We start from the raw sequence: 14,717 nt of genomic DNA on the forward strand, positions 1-14,717 counted from the left end.
TGCGCGAGTTGGTCAGGCGATGTTCCTGGCCTCAGTGTTACGTACAGGTGGTGCAGGTATCGATCTGTGTAGGTGAAGAACACGCTTTTCGGTGGGCTCTGTGCACTGAGAACATTTTGATAACCATCTGTAACCGTTTCATCACGGCAAGACTTCTTATGCCCACGGCACAAATTTGTCACTGATTGCCATGGTTGGTGAACATTTCGAGAACGGTGACCAAGTCATCGAAAATTGGGATACCGTTTTCAAAGCACTCTCATCGGAGCCACGTCGCCAACTCATCGTCTCTCTGTTGGATGCTGAACCCGATCACTCAGTTCCGTTGCCAGAGAGTGCAATAGTGCCCAACGTCCCACCCGACCCGGAGATGCTTCGTCAGGAATTACATCACGTTCATCTGCCGATGTTAGCGGATAACGAGTTCATTACTTGGGGGACAGAACCGTTGGTTGCCTCACGTGGTTCAAAGTTTGATCAGGTGGCGGTAGTTTTCGAAGCTCTCCACGCGGACGCGACCAACATTCCCGATTCGTTAGTGATTGGATGTCAACGGCTTGAAAAGGAACGTCAGGATAGCATTGATCTCTAATAACTCCTTCTGACGACTCACGCGGTAAGTACGCACCTCTACTTACCGAATAATTCAATCAAATAATGTTGTAATGAATTGTCTGCGAGTCTTTTTGTGGCGCACTCATTGGATGCAATCAAAGTGGCTCTGTTGGAATTCTCAATCGCTGACGGTTCGCTGAGGCCGTGCTGACTAGAGAGGATGTAGTCAGCATGGGGCGATTCCGCTCAGTATACGGTGGCGGGATGTCGCTCACTTCAGTTGCGTTTCGCCGGGTCTGCAATACATTCGAGATGTTGGAAACCCAACGGCCACCAAATGCAGTCCATCGTTGAGACTCTCGAACCCAATGTTCCCTACCGCGTGAGAACGCGGCTCGGTCCCTTGATCACCCGACTTGGGCGAACTCTCGGACAGCCCGAGTACCGCCTTCGTGATACCGAATACGTCGGCACCGTCCAGCAGCCGCTGGACGAGTTCACAGAAACACTCCAGACACACGGGTTCGAGTGGGACCCGCTAGCGTGGTACCACCAGCCGTCAGTTGGGTCGGATCCAAATGGTAGCTGGGCGTATCGACGGGCCTTGCTAGCCGACAGACAGATCCACATCATCCTCATCGCCCACTCGCCGGAGTATATCGACGTTTTCGCCCACGAGGAATACAACTGGCTGCGACACCCGATCAAACACCTCCGGCAGGTCGGCATCAAACGGAAAGCCGGTCGTAACAAAATGCGCCAATGGATTGAGAGTCACGGCATAGAAGTCGATGTCAACTCACGTCGCCGGCGACGGGTCACAGACGCGGTAAAAGACCTCCGCAAGTACCTTGAGTCCCTCATCCAGTAGCGTGGATTCAATCCATCTCTTCGAAGCGGAGTGGCGAGCTACGCCGCACTCGGCGTTTTCTGGATTTAGCTTCGGTGACTTGGTGTTCGTAGTCGCCGGTTTGCCGATGAGAGATATGCTTGCGGAGTTATCGGACGGACTGCGTCAATCTATGCTAGTGAAGGGCCATACGGAGTTTTCAGTCACCCCATCCAAGGACGTGGTATGGACGGCATTCAAATCGACGACGTGGACCGGAGCATCCTGCACCAACTCCAACTCAATGCCCGCCAAACCGACACAGAGATCGCCGAGAAGGTGGATGTGACCTCCACGACGGTCCGAAATCGCCTCGACAAACTCGAAGACGGGGGCGTGATCCGAGGCTATCACCCCGAGATCAACTACGAGCAAGCGGGCTACCCTCTCCACGTCATGTTCGTCTGCACGGTCAATCCGAATAAACTGGAATCGATGGCCGAACAGATCCTCGACGTTCGCGGTGTGGTGACCACCCGCGATTTGCTTGGGGGCGAACGGAATGTCCACATCGAGGTCGTCGCCGACACGGTCGGGGAAATCGAAGAGATCCGCAACGAACTGGCGGACTTGGGCCTGACGATCAACAGTTCTGAGATCATCTCCGAGACGCAGGTCCAATCATGGGACCACTTCTATCCACGGCCAGCACCCGACGCGCGCCAGGACGACACCGACGATGGACCGGTCACCGATCAAGGATAGCCGGAGAATCGATTGAAAATCTCAAATCCACTTACGTTCATAGCTCTCTTGTTCACATTCTTGCTTCAATATATCCACCGATAACAGATTTAGGTTGAATATTCCAATCATAACAATTTTATTATAAGAAGAGGTTATTCGTTAGTACGTCCTCACCACAGTATGGCCCAGTCAAACGAGGCGGTAACAAATACTTTAAGCATATTGGCAGATCCCGTTCGTCGGTACGTCCTGTACTACCTCGACGAGCAGGAGACTCCAGTCTCCCTCGACCGCCTCGCCACTCGGGTTGCTGCCTGGCAAACCGACAGCGACCCGGACGCCGTCGACGACGCCACCCTCACCAAGATGCGCACAGCTCTATATCACGTTCATCTGCCCAAATTCTCCGAGGCAGGCTATATCACGTGGGATACGGATTCCTGCACGATTCGGCGGGGACCCAGCTTCGACGAGAACGCGTCGTTATACCGGTTGGTGGCCGACCACGAAGACCTACTGCCCGCGGGATGGCCGTAACCCAATGAGCCGGCTTCACACGTGGCTTTCCCAACTCAGCGGGCGCACACAGGCCGAGACACTGCCCACTCGCGACGACTCCGAAGACGAAGTCACCACGGCCCTGTTTTCGTGCCCCGTCTGTGAGAGGACGTACATCAGCAAAGCGATGAACGCCTGCTCGAAGTGTGGAGATTCAGTCACCCAAATCCCGACCGAGCGTGAATTAGTCCTCTCAACCATTCGGCCATGACCGGACAACATAATGACATCTGAGCAACGTAAAGCCGAGACGGTGAGTCTGTTGCAGGACCTCGGGCTGAAGGAGTACGAAGCGCGGAGTTTCCTGGCATTGACCCAACTCTCGACAGGGACCGCCAAGGAAATCAGTGAAATCTCAGAGGTTCCGCGAACCCGGGTGTACGATGCTATCCGAGTGCTGGAGTCAAAGGGGCTAGTCGAAGTCCAGCACTCGAATCCCCAGCAGTTTCGCGCGGTCAGCATTGAGGAGGCAACCGCGACCTTGCGGCAGCAGTACGACACGCGGATCGACACCCTCCAGTCACACCTCGAAGCGCTCGATCTCCAGCCGGAGGTCGACGACAGCGACCGAATGCAGGAGGTATGGACGCTGTCCGGCCACGACGGCATCGAGGCCCGGACACACACGCTGCTGGAGGACGCCGAATCGGAGATCGTGCTGCTGATCGTCGAGGAGGAACTTCTGACGGAGGCGTTGTACGAGCGGCTCCACGACGCGGTTGACCGCAGCGTCGACGTGATCATCGGTGGCGAAACGGATGCAATCATCGCCAAGCTCGGTACCGAGATGCCATCCGTGAAGATGTTCGAAACCGAACTGGACTGGCTCCTGGGGCCCGCGAGCGACGACGAAATCGCCATCAGCCGCCTGCTATTGGTCGATCGCACGACGTTGCTGGTCAGTTCCTTCTACCCGCACGCCGACCACGACGATTCACACGAGCAGGCAATCTTCGCCAACGGCCTGGAGAACGGTATCGTCGTCCTCCTCCGCCGGATCATCTCCTCGGGTCTGCTCCCCGTGGCGACCCCGGCGAGGTAGCCCATCAGCGGTTCCCGGGCCAGACTGCACGAACAGCGTGATGACTACAGGCTCTGTATTCACCACGACCGCTTAAACTGATCACCAATTGAGGGTTTCGACAAGGCCGAAATATTCCCTCCATCTCGGTGGTGGAGCGGGGTATAGAGGGCTGCAGTACCTACTAGTAGTGATGTCCGAATCAGAAGCGACCAGCTGGGAGTACGAGACGCTTCGCCCGCCGCGCGATGAGACCCAAAAAGAAGCAGAGGATCCGAAAGCAGAGTTGAATCAACTCGGTGCAGAGGGCTGGGAGTTTGTGGAGACGATCGACTACGAGGGAGGCGGCACCAAGTATCTCGTTTTCAAGCGACCTGCCCGATCGAGTGAGCCAGTATGACTGACGAGACTGACATCAGCACGGCCAACACGATGCGTGAGCGCGCGGGGGAGAGTCGGATAAAACTCTGGGTGTTGCTTCGCGCGAACCGCCTTCTCGTCTCCAGTGTCCTGACCAGTGCCGTGTTCGTCGCATTCGTTATCGCCGTCGCTGTCCTTCACCCACCGTTTTCACGGCAACTCGAGTCCGGCGACATGATCGACACGATGTTCTCGACGATGATCACGGTCATCGTGACTGGGACGACACTCGTCGTCACGATCGGTCAGCTCGTCCTCACCCAAGAGAACGGCCCGCTCGGCGATCAACGCGAGCGGATGGCCAGTTCAATGGATTTCCGGGACTTTACTGAAGAATTAATCGGGGCTCCGAGTCCTGTCGATCCATCCGAATTCCTCCGGCAGATCATCGGAATCACGGCACAACGGACGATAACTCTTCGAGAGTCAATTGGCAAGAATGATGACGAGGATCTCCGAGAAGAGGTCGATGAATTCGCTGAAAGCGTCACTGGGAACGCTGACACGGTACGTGACCAACTTGAGGGTGCGCAGTTCGGCTCGTTCGATGTGTTATTTGCCGCACTGAATTTCAATTATAGCTGGAAAATCTTCCAAGTTGAACGTCTCGCGAACGAATACGAAGAGAGCCTCACTGAGGAAGAACACGGCTTGCTTGACGACCTCAAAACAGCGCTGTCTCTGTTTGGTCCGGCGCGCGAACACATCAAGACGCTGTACTTCCAGTGGGCACTCATCGACTTGTCCCAGATGATTCTCTATGCTGCAGTCCCGGCACTGGCCGTTGCGGGTATCATGGTCGCAATCGTCGATGCGGGGACGTTCCCGGGAAGCACACTCGGTCTCGATCACATCATCCTCGTCGTGGGCGGTGCGTTTGCAGTGACGCTTGTTCCATTCATGCTGTTCGTCTCGTACGTCCTTCGCATCCTCACCATAGCGAAACGGACACTCGCCATCGAGCCGCTGCTCCTCCGCGGATCCCAACGCTGAGGCGTTACAGCTCCGCTTGGTGTTCGTCTGGGATTTTGATCTATTGTTCACGTCCCGAGTCTCGAATACCAGAGTCGACTCAGTTGAAAATGAGCGGCCCCATCGGAGAGTCTGTTTCGCGAGCATCGCGAACCGCCGGATGCACGACGTAAAACGGAGACTTGGTCGGTTTGAGATGGTGAATCCGACACTGGCGACCCAGGATTGACATCCTCCTCTGCCTGAAGGCGGAGGAAACCCAAGCGTTGGGATATTAGGGTTTGCAGACTCCCTGTTCTCTCGGTGTGAACCGGCCGCTCTCGCGGTCGAACAGGAAGACTCCGGGCTGTGCCAACCAGCCGTTACTCATATCCCCCGTCGGGGGACTCTGAGTTATCTTTCGCCGGATATTCACCGCACCGTTCACACCTGCGTTCATCGTCGTTTCGCACGACGAACAGACATACAACCCACGCTCCGCACGGTTACTATCACGAATCTGTCCGCAACACGAACACGTCCTGCTGGTGTTTTCCTCGTCGACGCGGTCAACGAGGATGCCGTGTTCCTCGGCCTTATATTCAAGTAGACGGGCGAATCGGTCGAACTCCCAACCGTGGAGTTTCTTGTTCCCCAACTGGCCCCAGTTCCGTGAGTCACCGTCGCCATCCTCGCGAAGGTCGCTGAGGTCGCCGACCGCTATCTTCTCCATGCCTTCTTCGACACACCGATCAACGATGTGTTTCGAGAGTGTGTAGAGGAAGTGGTCTTTGCGTCGGGAGAGTTTCTGTCGAGCCTTCTGCGCACGGTTCGACGGCCCGTTCTCGCCTTCAGTCTGGTACTCCTCACGGGTGAAATAGTGCTTGTCCTCTTTCACCACATTCCCCGGATATAACTCTGAAGGGCCATCCTCGTAGTTGATGGCGAGGTAGTTGCTGATACCGAGGTCGATCCCCGCCGTGTTGGCTCCGGGGGCGTCCTCAACTGGAATCTCTTTCTTGCAGACGAGGTGCAGTTCCCACTCGTCGCCGTTCCAGACGGCACGTACCTGCTGGATGTTCTCGACTTCTACGTCGGGTCGGGTTTCGTACTCGGCGAGGATGAAGTCAGACCGGCTCTCTTTCAGATTGAATCCTTTCGAGAGGCGGAGTTGGCCGTGCTTGTCGTCATGCTTGATAGCTCGCTTTTTCCACGTCACGGTGGAGCGCGGGTGTCGGTCGCCACGTTTCCGGTAGCTCGGTGGGTTGGTGCCATCGTCGGAGTTGTACCAGCCATTGAACGCCTCAGCAAGCTCTTCGAGAACTCGCTGACTTGACTGCGAATGCAGGTCACTGTAGCGTTCGTGGTCTTTCAACTCCGACTTCAGCTCGGCTTCGTCGGGTATCTCACCGTCGTCATCCCACCGTTCTTGAATGTAGTAGCGTCCGACGTTCCACAGTTTGGATGCTGCGAACCCGCACTGGTCAAGGTCGTCACGAACCTGTGAGTGGTTCGTGATTCGGGCGACGTAGGTGCGGGTCGTCTCCAGCATCGTACTGTGTCCATAATCAGTTATGAAAGAGAATATATTAAAGCGTATGTTTGACGTGGAATATCCGGCCTTGTCGGTATCGGTGGAATGTGTCACTGAGTGACGGCGCGTATCCACGGTCTGAAAGCCGTGGTATTGCGTCTGTTCCGCGTATAATCTCAATCATGATCGTGATAGCCGATGATGCACGAGCACACCGCTCCGTTCTCGATCAGTACACGATGGGAAACAGCCTGTCAGCAGAGTCATCACCGTGAGAGCCGATAACAACTCATGGGTACCGAAATGCACCAACAATGGGAATACAAGACACTCGAACCGCCAAAGGGATTGACCAAGCGAGAGGCGGTCGATCCAACAGACGAACTCAACCGACTCGGTGCAGAGGGTTGGGAACTCGCAGAGACGATCAGCTACGACGGTGGCGGCACGAAACTACTGCTGTTCAAACGCCCAGTTTCTCATGAGTGACCTCTCGACGGACAACACGCTCCGTGAGCGGACAGACGTCAACAAATTCTGGTTCTGGTTGCTGCTCGGGGCTAACCGGTGGGTCGTCGCCGGCGGGCTCGCTTTCCTGATCTTCCTCGTGTTCATGATCTGGGGTGTGATGAAGCCGGTGTCGTTGTACTCGACCATGCAGTCGAGCGATATGGTCGAGACAGTATTCGCCAGTCTCGTCAGCGCAATCATCACGGGAACGACACTCGTCGTCACGATCAATCAGCTCGTCCTCTCCCAGGAAATCGGCTCGCTCGGGAGCCAGCGTAGTCGGATGGACACGACGATGGATTTCCGCCAGAACACCGACAGCCTCCTCGGGATGACGACGCCCGCCGACCCTTCGGCATACCTCGATGCGCTTATCGAAACGAGCGAACAGCGAGCAAAGACACTGCGAGACACACTCTCCGAGACTGAAAACCAGGAGCTCTACAAGAAGATAGACGAGTACGTCACCGACCTGTTGGAGAACGCCGACCACGCACGCAACCACCTCGAAGACACAGATTTCGGCACCTTCGACGTCTTATCGCCCGCGCTCGATTACAACTACGATCGGAAGATGCACGACGTTCGCCGGCTCGGGATGGAGTACGAAGACTCCCTCACCGACGAGGAACGAAGCGCGTTCAGAAATTTGCTCGAGGCACTTACGATGTACGGGCCAGTCCGCGAGTACATCAAGGACCTCTACATCCAGTGGGCGCTGGTAAAACTCTCACGAGCCATCCTGTACGCCGCAGTGATTGCACTCACCGTCGCTGGGGGTATGGTCGTCTTCGTCGATGCGACGACGTTTCTTGGCACGTTCCTCGGTATCGAGAGCGTTCTCTGGGTTGTTAGCACCGCGTTTGCCATCTCAGCGCTGCCATTTCTCCTGTTCATCTCCTATATCCTGCGGCTCGCGACGCTCGCGAAACAGACCCTCTCGATGGGACCGCTCATGCTTAGCTAACCGACCACCAGATTCAAACGCGTACTACGCAGGTCGCCCACGTAGTCCGCAAAGGAGCTTTCCCAAGGGTTCGAACGCACGAAGCACGCTCCGAATATCGTCGGCGATGGGAATGACGCGCCACAAGTGCGAGATAGAGAGTTTCTCTTCAGCAGGACTCGATGCTGTTTTGCCTACTGATAGCAGTCGATTACCCGTGAATCATTTATAGGGTTTTAGTGAATGGGACGGGATGCATAGATATGGACACACTCCAATCGAACGGCAGTACTTTCCGGGAGCACCGATGGTAAACGTCGCTCTCTCGGCGGCACAAATCGTCTTAGCGCTGTTTCTCGTGGTTCTCAACGGCTTTTTTGTCGCTGCAGAGTTCGCCTTCGTCCGGATCCGGGGGACATCGGTTGACCAGCTCGTTGAGGAGGGACGGCCCGGCTCGGGAACGCTCCAAGAAGTGATGACGAATCTCGACAACTACCTCGCTACGACGCAACTCGGTATCACCATCGCATCTCTCGGGTTGGGATGGGTCGGCGAACCCGCAGTGGCGGCGCTCATTGAACCCGTACTGGAATCGGTTCTCCCGGCAGATCTCATCCATCTCGTCGCGTTCGCAATCGGCTTTAGTATCATCACGTTTCTCCACGTCGTCTTCGGTGAACTCGCGCCGAAGACGATCGCAATTGCCAAGACCGAACGACTCTCGTTGTTCCTCGCCCCGCCCATGAAGGCCTTTTATTTCATACTCTATCCGGGAATTGTCGTCTTCAACGGGGCGGCCAACGCGTTCACGAAGTCGCTCGGTGTGCCACCCGCTTCCGAAACGGATGAGACACTCGGTGAGCGGGAGCTCCTTCGGGTACTAACACGATCCGGCGAGGGTGGGGACATTGACGTGGCAGAAGTGACGATGATCGAGCGCGTCTTCGATCTTGACGACACCGTGGTACGGGAGGTCATGGTCCCACGACCGGACGTGGTGAGCGTTCCGGCGGATGCCACACTATCTGAACTTCATTCGATCGTCTTAGAGGCCGGACACACGCGCTATCCGGTTCTGGATGACAACGACGGTGACCAAGTGGTCGGATTCGTAGATGTCAAGGACGTGCTGCGAGCAGAGGTGGACAATGGGGATGCCGAGATAGTCGGTGACATCGCCCGTGAGATTCTCATCGTCCCGGAGACGATGGCAATTAGCGATCTCCTGATACAGTTCAGGGAGGATCGCCAGCAGATGGCCGCAGTCATCGACGAGTGGGGAGCGTTCGAGGGGATTGCGACGGTTGAAGACATCGTCGAGGCCCTCGTCGGAGACCTTCGGGACGGGTTTGATCTCGATGAGCGCGAACCCTCGATACGCCAGCGTGACGATGAGGGGTACGACATTGACGGAGGAGTCCAATTGTCGAACGTTAACGATGCTCTGGCTGGGGACTTCGAAAGCGAGGAGGTCGAAACGATCGGTGGACTGGTACTCGGGCAACTCGACCGCGCGCCAGAACCTGGCGACCGCGTCGAGGTCGACGGTCACGTTGTTGAGGTAACGAGCGTTGAGGGGACCCGAATTTCGACGGTATGGGTCCATGAAAAAGATCTCGATGATCCAGCGGTGGACTGAGTGGGAGGATGGACTTGATCGTTTGGTCTGTTCGGCTTCTCGCCGTTATCTAGTGTTGTTCGTTCTCTACCGGTCTGATTGGTAGTCGTTCATCAATCGAATCAACAATTGAGGCATCCTGGATTCCAGCGGTGGAACCAGATCTGCGGTAGAATCCATCTACTTACCAGCTGATTCAATCAAAGAGAGTTGAAACAAGGCACTCGCGGTCCTTTCGAAGCTATCGACGAATCGAGCGACCTGACGATCGCTGTTGATGCTACTACCGATCCGGATCACTCTACTCTTTGAGACAGGTGCGTTTCTGCGCCGGTGATGGGTGCCGGCGCTCTGAGCAGGATCAAGCGAACACTGACCAGAGCAGCGGCGCAGTGAGGTATCCGAGATGCATATATTAATTTACGCACTGGTAGAGGCATCGACAGCAGAAGAGGCACTGTCAACCGGAAAGACTGTGTTCGACCGACTGGTTGGCGCGGAGCCGCATTCCTGTGCAGCGTTCGACTACTACGTCACCTTCGACGAAGAGGACACGACAGTGGCTGGAAAAGCACGGTGGGGTGACCTGCCGACAGCTGCATCCGTTACGTCCGACGAAGGCGAAGAACTCCTCGAGCAGGCCTGGGAAACCACAACAGAAACGTTCCAGCGAAATCTGGACCGGGTGAAGAAAGCACTCGAGGAACGCAGCGACGACGAGATCATGCGTGACGAGGGGCTCGCTCGGCACGCCTTCCAGCGCGTCGGTGCCTCCCGTGGCCCGTCGATCTGCCTATACGATCAACATGCGACCGGCATCCGCCATCGCGGACAGCTCGATCGCCTCCTCGAGGACACTGACGAGAGCGAGACGTGCTGGATCGTGCCGGCAGACGTTCATTTCTAAGTAGTCATGCCCCAAATCACCAACTGGACACGAGAGACTCGAACACCCACACTGGCATATCGAAACACGGAGACTGGAGCGCGAGCTGTTCTGCATCGCGCGCCAGATTCCTACGCATACAAGTGGCGGGCAGCGATCCTCGTCGACGGCTATCCAGTGTGGTCGCAGGGCTTCGAGACAAAAGAAGCGACCAGCTTTCGGGATGCACTCCGGAACCGTCCAGCCCCCGAACACTCTTGTCCCGAGTGTCCGAACGACGTCGTCATCGTCGGCCAGAAGTTGGTCCCGTCACAAAGTCGTCTAGAGTTCACCTCTGGTAGCGTCAACTGACACTTCCAATGTGATGGCTGTTTTGGCTGACTGAGCGATAACTGAATTCGGTGTCAGCGTTCAATCAGTCTACTGTATGCAGCACGGTCGCTGAAACCTATCATCGCTTGAGGATTCCAACACAGCCCAGTATTTCAAATCTGGGCATGTCCATCCGGAAATCTCAGACCCGTCATCGAGAAATCGGCCTGCCCCCCTTACGTGAAGAATCGCGAGGACACGGGCACCGAAATGATAAGGATTTCCGTCTAAAGAAGTATATGACTAAGAAGAGCGAGCCGCCACAGCAGTCTTCGCACAGTAATGCACTAACGATCTTCGCAGTGGTAAGCACGGCGCTCGCCGTACTGCTCGTCTTCACATACTTGCAATACGTCTTGCTCGCGATCGTGCTCGCATACGTTCTCACACCCGTACAACGGAGACTCGAGCAATGGCTGAGCTCGGCGACGGCAGCGGTCGCCACCATCGCGATGTCGATAGTCGTATTTTTCATTCCGGTCGTATACGTCCTCGCTATCGCTTTTCAGCAGGGCCTGGCACTCTTCACCGCAATCCAGGAGGGAGCGTTCAGACCGGGCCGTATCGAGGACCGATTCGAAACCATCGGATTCGTCGTCGACCTCGACCTGTTGTACGCGACCTATCAGGATCCTATCACGCAGACCGCGCAGCGACTCGCCACTGGCACACTCTCCGTCATCGGCGGCCTCCCGGGTGTGCTGATTGGGCTCACCGTGACAGGTTTTGTCCTCTTCGCACTGTTACGCGACGGCGACCGGTTCGTCGCGTGGCTGGAATCGGTCGTCCCCGTCGACGATCGTGTACAGCGAGAACTGTTCGTAGAGCTCGACCACCTCATGTGGGCCTCCGTCGTGGGTAACGTCGCTGTCGCGGGCATCCAAGCCGTGCTGTTGGGAATCGGACTAGCACTCGTTGGTATGTCCGGGGTCGTCTTCCTGACCGTCGCGACCTTCGTCCTCACGCTGCTCCCGCTCATCGGCGCGTTCGGTGTCTGGGTGCCAGTTTCGGTCTATCTTCTTCTGGTCGGACGGCCCGTGGCAGCGAGCGCGATACTGGTGTATGGTTCGATAATTAGCGTCTCCGACATCTACCTTCGGCCAGTAATCATCGGTCGGAGCGGGGCGATCAATGCGGCGACCATCGTGGTGGGCATTTTTGGGGGACTCGTCGTGTTTGGTGCGATTGGCCTGTTCATCGGCCCCGTAGTCCTTGGGGGAGCGAAAATCATACTCGACCTATTCGCCCGGGAGAACGCGCAACCGGTCGCCGACTAATTGCAACCGTCTCCGTCATCCATTTCACCCCTGAATAATCAGCTCTCGATATCTCTCCGGCTGCAAGAACAGGGGTGGGACAGGTATAACCGTCCAGCACCCCTCTAGGTAGAGAGCTACCCCATGGATATCTTTGAGATTCTCTCGACGGAGTTCACCGAGTTCGACATCGGAACCCCGCTCTCGAAGGTCGCCGGAGCGTTCGAGAACCAGGAACTCGATGCCGTCGTCGTAACAGACGGCGACGAGTATCGCGGTGTCGTTAGCCGTCGACAGCTGGCGTCCTCGTCCAACCAGCCCTCGGCGAAGGTCGGCTCACAGGCACAGCACGTCCCGACTGTCGAGCGCACCGAGGATGTCCGCGAGGTCGCGCGGCTCATGATCGGCAGCGACGCCAAAACGCTCCCCGTACTCGACGACGACCGTGTCGTCGGCGTAGTGACCGGCGATTCGGTCCTCGAGGCCGTCCGTCCGTTTCTCGACGCAGTGACCGTCGACGATGCCTACACAACGGAGTTGATCAGTGCGACCCCTGAAACCACGATCGGGAAAGCACTCAATATGCTTCGAGAAGCCGGGATCGCCCATCTCCCAGTCGTTGACGGGGACGACCTCGTGGGGATGGTGAGCCTGTACGACGTCATCGAGTTCACGACGCGAGGCGGCAGCAAGAGCCAGGGCGGTTCGTCGAGCGGCTTCGGTGGCCGCGGCGGTAGTGGGCAGAACCGTGGTGGGTTCGGCGCGCGCGAGGGCGATGCCGACCGGATGCTCGATCTCCCGGTACGGAACCTGATGTCCGATACAGTTACGACGGTCGAGCGGAGCGCACCGCTCGACGGGGTCGTCGAGACGATGTTCGAGCGGGAGATCTCCTCGCTCGTCGTCACGGCCGACGATACCGACGAGCCGATCGGTATCATCACGAAAACGGACGTCATCCAGGCGCTCACCTGGGAGCGCGACGACCAGAACGCCGTGCAGGTGTTCGGGCTCGACCTGCTGGAGGGGATGGACTACGACGATGTCTCCGCGCTGATCGAGCGCATGACCTCGAAGTACGGCGAGATGAGCGTGATCAAGGCCAGCATCGAACTGCAGGAGCACAAGGAACAGAGCCGGGGTGTGCCGCTGGTACTCGCACGGATTCGACTGGTAACCGACCGTGGCTACTTCACTGCCGATGGGGAGGGATACGGTGCCTCCCACGCCCTCCGTCTCGCAGCGAACGCTGTCGAACGCCAACTCCTCAAGGGGAAGACCTACGGCCACTCGAAGAAGCATCCCGACACTGACGAGCAGGAACAGCTCTATGGCTGGTGGCTTGGCGGGTGATCAGATCAATGTCTACAAACAGACGAGTACTCGTTTCTAGCCGGTATGCTCACTAACTGTCAAAGCGAGCCTGGATCTTTTGCTATGCACCGGTGAAGAACTAACGGGTGGAATACGCTGATACGTGAGCTTCCCGTACGGTTGACCAATGCGGACGCACCGTCATGGGGACGCAGTCATTCATCGACTTCATGCAGACGTATCTTCAGGACCATCCAAAACGTTGCCCGGCATGTGGGAACGTCGCTCGCGCCCGCCTGGAGTGGCGAATAGAAAAGCGCGATGAAGACGGCCTCCACTTCGTGCATACTTGCCCATGGTGTGGTGCGGAGGACGACGTGTTTCTCAATCTCGAGCCAGAATACGAGCGAAATAGGCGGTAGGAAGTGCTAAGGCTGACGTGTAACTCTTATAATGAAATGTCCGTGGGACGTGAAAATGTCGCCTCTTCATGGCTCGAAAGATGCTCCGGCATTCCTTGAGGAGACGGTTGCGGAGATTGTAGCGTTTCGCTCCCGTCTGGTAGGAGCGTTTATGATCCTCCTGATCGGCTGAGTTCCCAGTGTCGCAGCTGCCAAGGTGGTACAAACAACGAAGCAGATGGAATTCACGTTCGTGAACGAGTCGGTCGACAGCGTGTGAGATCCTCCGCGCTGTCGACGGCGGGGTTCTCTCGCTGAAGTAAGATAGATGCGTACGATCACCCGAACGTGGATCTGGCCGGGACTTAACTCTGTGTTTGACGAACGAACTCGTCCAGTTCTGCTTCGATGAGTGTCGCGACGCGCTCGCTGTATTGCCAGAGTGCTGCGTTGAGTCGCTCTTCGGTCTCGTCGTCGAGGTTGTCTCCCCCACGGAGGACGGAATCCTTGGTGATCTGTGGGTGGTACACGCAGACGACGCCAAGCGAGGAATCCGAACTCGAGGTCCCCGCTGTGTGGATTCCGTACTGATCGGTCCCCCAGACACCATCGCCGCCCTGTCGCTCCAGTTCCGAGTCGAGCGCGTCGAGGAGTTGCACCTCTTCAGGGGAGAGTACAGGTTCGTCGCCTTCGAACAGTTCAGCGTACGCCTCTTTTCGGGCACTCTTCGTCCACTGGTCCAACTGGGAACGCGCCCGTAGTACGAGCTGTCGTTCGTCTGGAAACTCGGCCATACTTC

The 14,717-nt window shown here is 56.8% G+C and carries 15 protein-coding genes and 1 pseudogene; 14 read left to right on the top strand and 2 right to left on the bottom strand.

The window, feature by feature from the left end; translation table 11 throughout:
- Positions 1-190 precede the first annotated feature (190 nt).
- The 7 genes from MUN73_RS20870 to MUN73_RS20900 all read left to right on the top strand — a co-directional run bounded on the left by MUN73_RS20870 (position 191) and on the right by MUN73_RS20900 (position 5,123).
- On the top strand, positions 191-592 hold the full coding sequence (locus MUN73_RS20870) for a hypothetical protein (RefSeq protein ID WP_250142453.1): 402 nt from the start codon (positions 191-193) through the stop codon (positions 590-592).
- 300 nt (positions 593-892) lie between these two features.
- Positions 893-1,426, top strand: a complete 534-nt coding sequence (locus tag MUN73_RS20875; RefSeq protein WP_250142454.1) for a hypothetical protein — start codon at positions 893-895, stop codon at positions 1,424-1,426.
- 204 nt (positions 1,427-1,630) lie between these two features.
- Positions 1,631-2,149 (top strand): Lrp/AsnC family transcriptional regulator, encoded by a 519-nt coding sequence (locus MUN73_RS20880; protein WP_250142455.1) that lies wholly within the window; start codon positions 1,631-1,633, stop codon positions 2,147-2,149.
- Between the two features lie 162 nt (positions 2,150-2,311).
- Entirely contained in the window at positions 2,312-2,668 is a 357-nt protein-coding gene (locus MUN73_RS20885; RefSeq protein ID WP_250142456.1) for a DUF7344 domain-containing protein, read from the top strand.
- Between the two features lie 244 nt (positions 2,669-2,912).
- Positions 2,913-3,731 (top strand): TrmB family transcriptional regulator, encoded by an 819-nt coding sequence (locus MUN73_RS20890; protein WP_250142457.1) that lies wholly within the window; start codon positions 2,913-2,915, stop codon positions 3,729-3,731.
- Positions 3,732-3,903: 172 nt separating this feature from the next.
- Entirely contained in the window at positions 3,904-4,110 is a 207-nt protein-coding gene (gene sp36, locus MUN73_RS20895; RefSeq protein WP_250142458.1) for a Sp36 family protein, read from the top strand.
- Positions 4,107-5,123, top strand: coding sequence for a DUF7972 family membrane protein (locus MUN73_RS20900; protein ID WP_250142459.1), 1,017 nt, complete (start codon positions 4,107-4,109; stop codon positions 5,121-5,123). Before sp36 (MUN73_RS20895) ends, MUN73_RS20900 begins: the two co-directional genes overlap by 4 nt.
- Before the next feature lie 253 nt (positions 5,124-5,376).
- Here MUN73_RS20900 and MUN73_RS20905 read toward each other — a convergent pair whose 3' ends face one another.
- Positions 5,377-6,633: an RNA-guided endonuclease InsQ/TnpB family protein gene (locus tag MUN73_RS20905; RefSeq protein ID WP_250142460.1), complete on the bottom strand. Its 1,257-nt coding sequence runs from the start codon at positions 6,631-6,633 to the stop codon at positions 5,377-5,379.
- Between the two features lie 273 nt (positions 6,634-6,906).
- Here MUN73_RS20905 and sp36 (MUN73_RS20910) point away from each other — a divergent pair, with 273 nt between their 5' ends.
- From sp36 (MUN73_RS20910) to MUN73_RS20940, 7 genes and pseudogenes are all read left to right on the top strand, one after another.
- A complete protein-coding gene (gene sp36, locus MUN73_RS20910; protein WP_250142461.1) occupies positions 6,907-7,104 on the top strand; it encodes a Sp36 family protein in 198 nt (65 codons plus the stop codon).
- Entirely contained in the window at positions 7,097-8,092 is a 996-nt protein-coding gene (locus tag MUN73_RS20915) for a DUF7972 family membrane protein (protein ID WP_250142462.1), read from the top strand. The genes sp36 (MUN73_RS20910) and MUN73_RS20915 overlap by 8 nt, the downstream gene beginning before the upstream one ends.
- Before the next feature lie 286 nt (positions 8,093-8,378).
- Positions 8,379-9,710 carry a hemolysin family protein gene (locus MUN73_RS20920; RefSeq protein ID WP_250142463.1) on the top strand — a complete coding sequence of 444 codons (1,332 nt, stop codon included), beginning with the start codon at positions 8,379-8,381 and terminating at the stop codon, positions 9,708-9,710.
- A 385-nt stretch (positions 9,711-10,095) separates the two neighbouring features.
- Positions 10,096-10,596, top strand: a complete 501-nt coding sequence (locus tag MUN73_RS20925) for a DUF7995 family protein (protein WP_250142464.1) — start codon at positions 10,096-10,098, stop codon at positions 10,594-10,596.
- A 6-nt stretch (positions 10,597-10,602) separates the two neighbouring features.
- Positions 10,603-10,875 (top strand): annotated as a pseudogene (locus MUN73_RS20930) (DUF7568 family protein); the annotation flags it as partial.
- A 311-nt stretch (positions 10,876-11,186) separates the two neighbouring features.
- The gene (locus tag MUN73_RS20935; protein ID WP_250142465.1) at positions 11,187-12,224 is read left to right on the top strand and encodes an AI-2E family transporter; all 1,038 of its coding nucleotides are present in this window, start codon (positions 11,187-11,189) and stop codon (positions 12,222-12,224) included.
- Between the two features lie 123 nt (positions 12,225-12,347).
- The gene (locus tag MUN73_RS20940; RefSeq protein ID WP_250142466.1) at positions 12,348-13,556 is read left to right on the top strand and encodes a CBS domain-containing protein; all 1,209 of its coding nucleotides are present in this window, start codon (positions 12,348-12,350) and stop codon (positions 13,554-13,556) included.
- 727 nt (positions 13,557-14,283) lie between these two features.
- On the opposite strand, the gene MUN73_RS20945 is transcribed toward MUN73_RS20940, so the two are convergent.
- The gene (locus MUN73_RS20945; protein ID WP_250142467.1) at positions 14,284-14,712 is read right to left on the bottom strand and encodes a DUF7539 family protein; all 429 of its coding nucleotides are present in this window, start codon (positions 14,710-14,712) and stop codon (positions 14,284-14,286) included.
- Positions 14,713-14,717 lie beyond the last annotated feature (5 nt).

Origin of the sequence: Halosolutus amylolyticus (assembly GCF_023566055.1) — an archaeon.
Lineage (GTDB): Archaea > Halobacteriota > Halobacteria > Halobacteriales > Natrialbaceae > Halosolutus > Halosolutus amylolyticus.

Coding starts and splice junctions, on each gene's coding strand:
- MUN73_RS20880 (WP_250142455.1), top strand. CDS start 1,631: ATGGACGGCATTCAAATCGACGACGTGGACCGGAGCATCCTGCACCAA.
- MUN73_RS20935 (WP_250142465.1), top strand. CDS start 11,187: ATGACTAAGAAGAGCGAGCCGCCACAGCAGTCTTCGCACAGTAATGCA.
- sp36 (WP_250142461.1), top strand. CDS start 6,907: ATGGGTACCGAAATGCACCAACAATGGGAATACAAGACACTCGAACCG.
- MUN73_RS20920 (WP_250142463.1), top strand. CDS start 8,379: ATGGTAAACGTCGCTCTCTCGGCGGCACAAATCGTCTTAGCGCTGTTT.
- MUN73_RS20875 (WP_250142454.1), top strand. CDS start 893: ATGCAGTCCATCGTTGAGACTCTCGAACCCAATGTTCCCTACCGCGTG.
- sp36 (WP_250142458.1), top strand. CDS start 3,904: ATGTCCGAATCAGAAGCGACCAGCTGGGAGTACGAGACGCTTCGCCCG.
- MUN73_RS20900 (WP_250142459.1), top strand. CDS start 4,107: ATGACTGACGAGACTGACATCAGCACGGCCAACACGATGCGTGAGCGC.
- MUN73_RS20905 (WP_250142460.1), bottom strand. CDS start 6,633: ATGCTGGAGACGACCCGCACCTACGTCGCCCGAATCACGAACCACTCA.
- MUN73_RS20885 (WP_250142456.1), top strand. CDS start 2,312: ATGGCCCAGTCAAACGAGGCGGTAACAAATACTTTAAGCATATTGGCA.
- MUN73_RS20870 (WP_250142453.1), top strand. CDS start 191: ATGGTTGGTGAACATTTCGAGAACGGTGACCAAGTCATCGAAAATTGG.
- MUN73_RS20890 (WP_250142457.1), top strand. CDS start 2,913: ATGACATCTGAGCAACGTAAAGCCGAGACGGTGAGTCTGTTGCAGGAC.
- MUN73_RS20925 (WP_250142464.1), top strand. CDS start 10,096: ATGCATATATTAATTTACGCACTGGTAGAGGCATCGACAGCAGAAGAG.
- MUN73_RS20945 (WP_250142467.1), bottom strand. CDS start 14,712: ATGGCCGAGTTTCCAGACGAACGACAGCTCGTACTACGGGCGCGTTCC.
- MUN73_RS20940 (WP_250142466.1), top strand. CDS start 12,348: ATGGATATCTTTGAGATTCTCTCGACGGAGTTCACCGAGTTCGACATC.
- MUN73_RS20915 (WP_250142462.1), top strand. CDS start 7,097: ATGAGTGACCTCTCGACGGACAACACGCTCCGTGAGCGGACAGACGTC.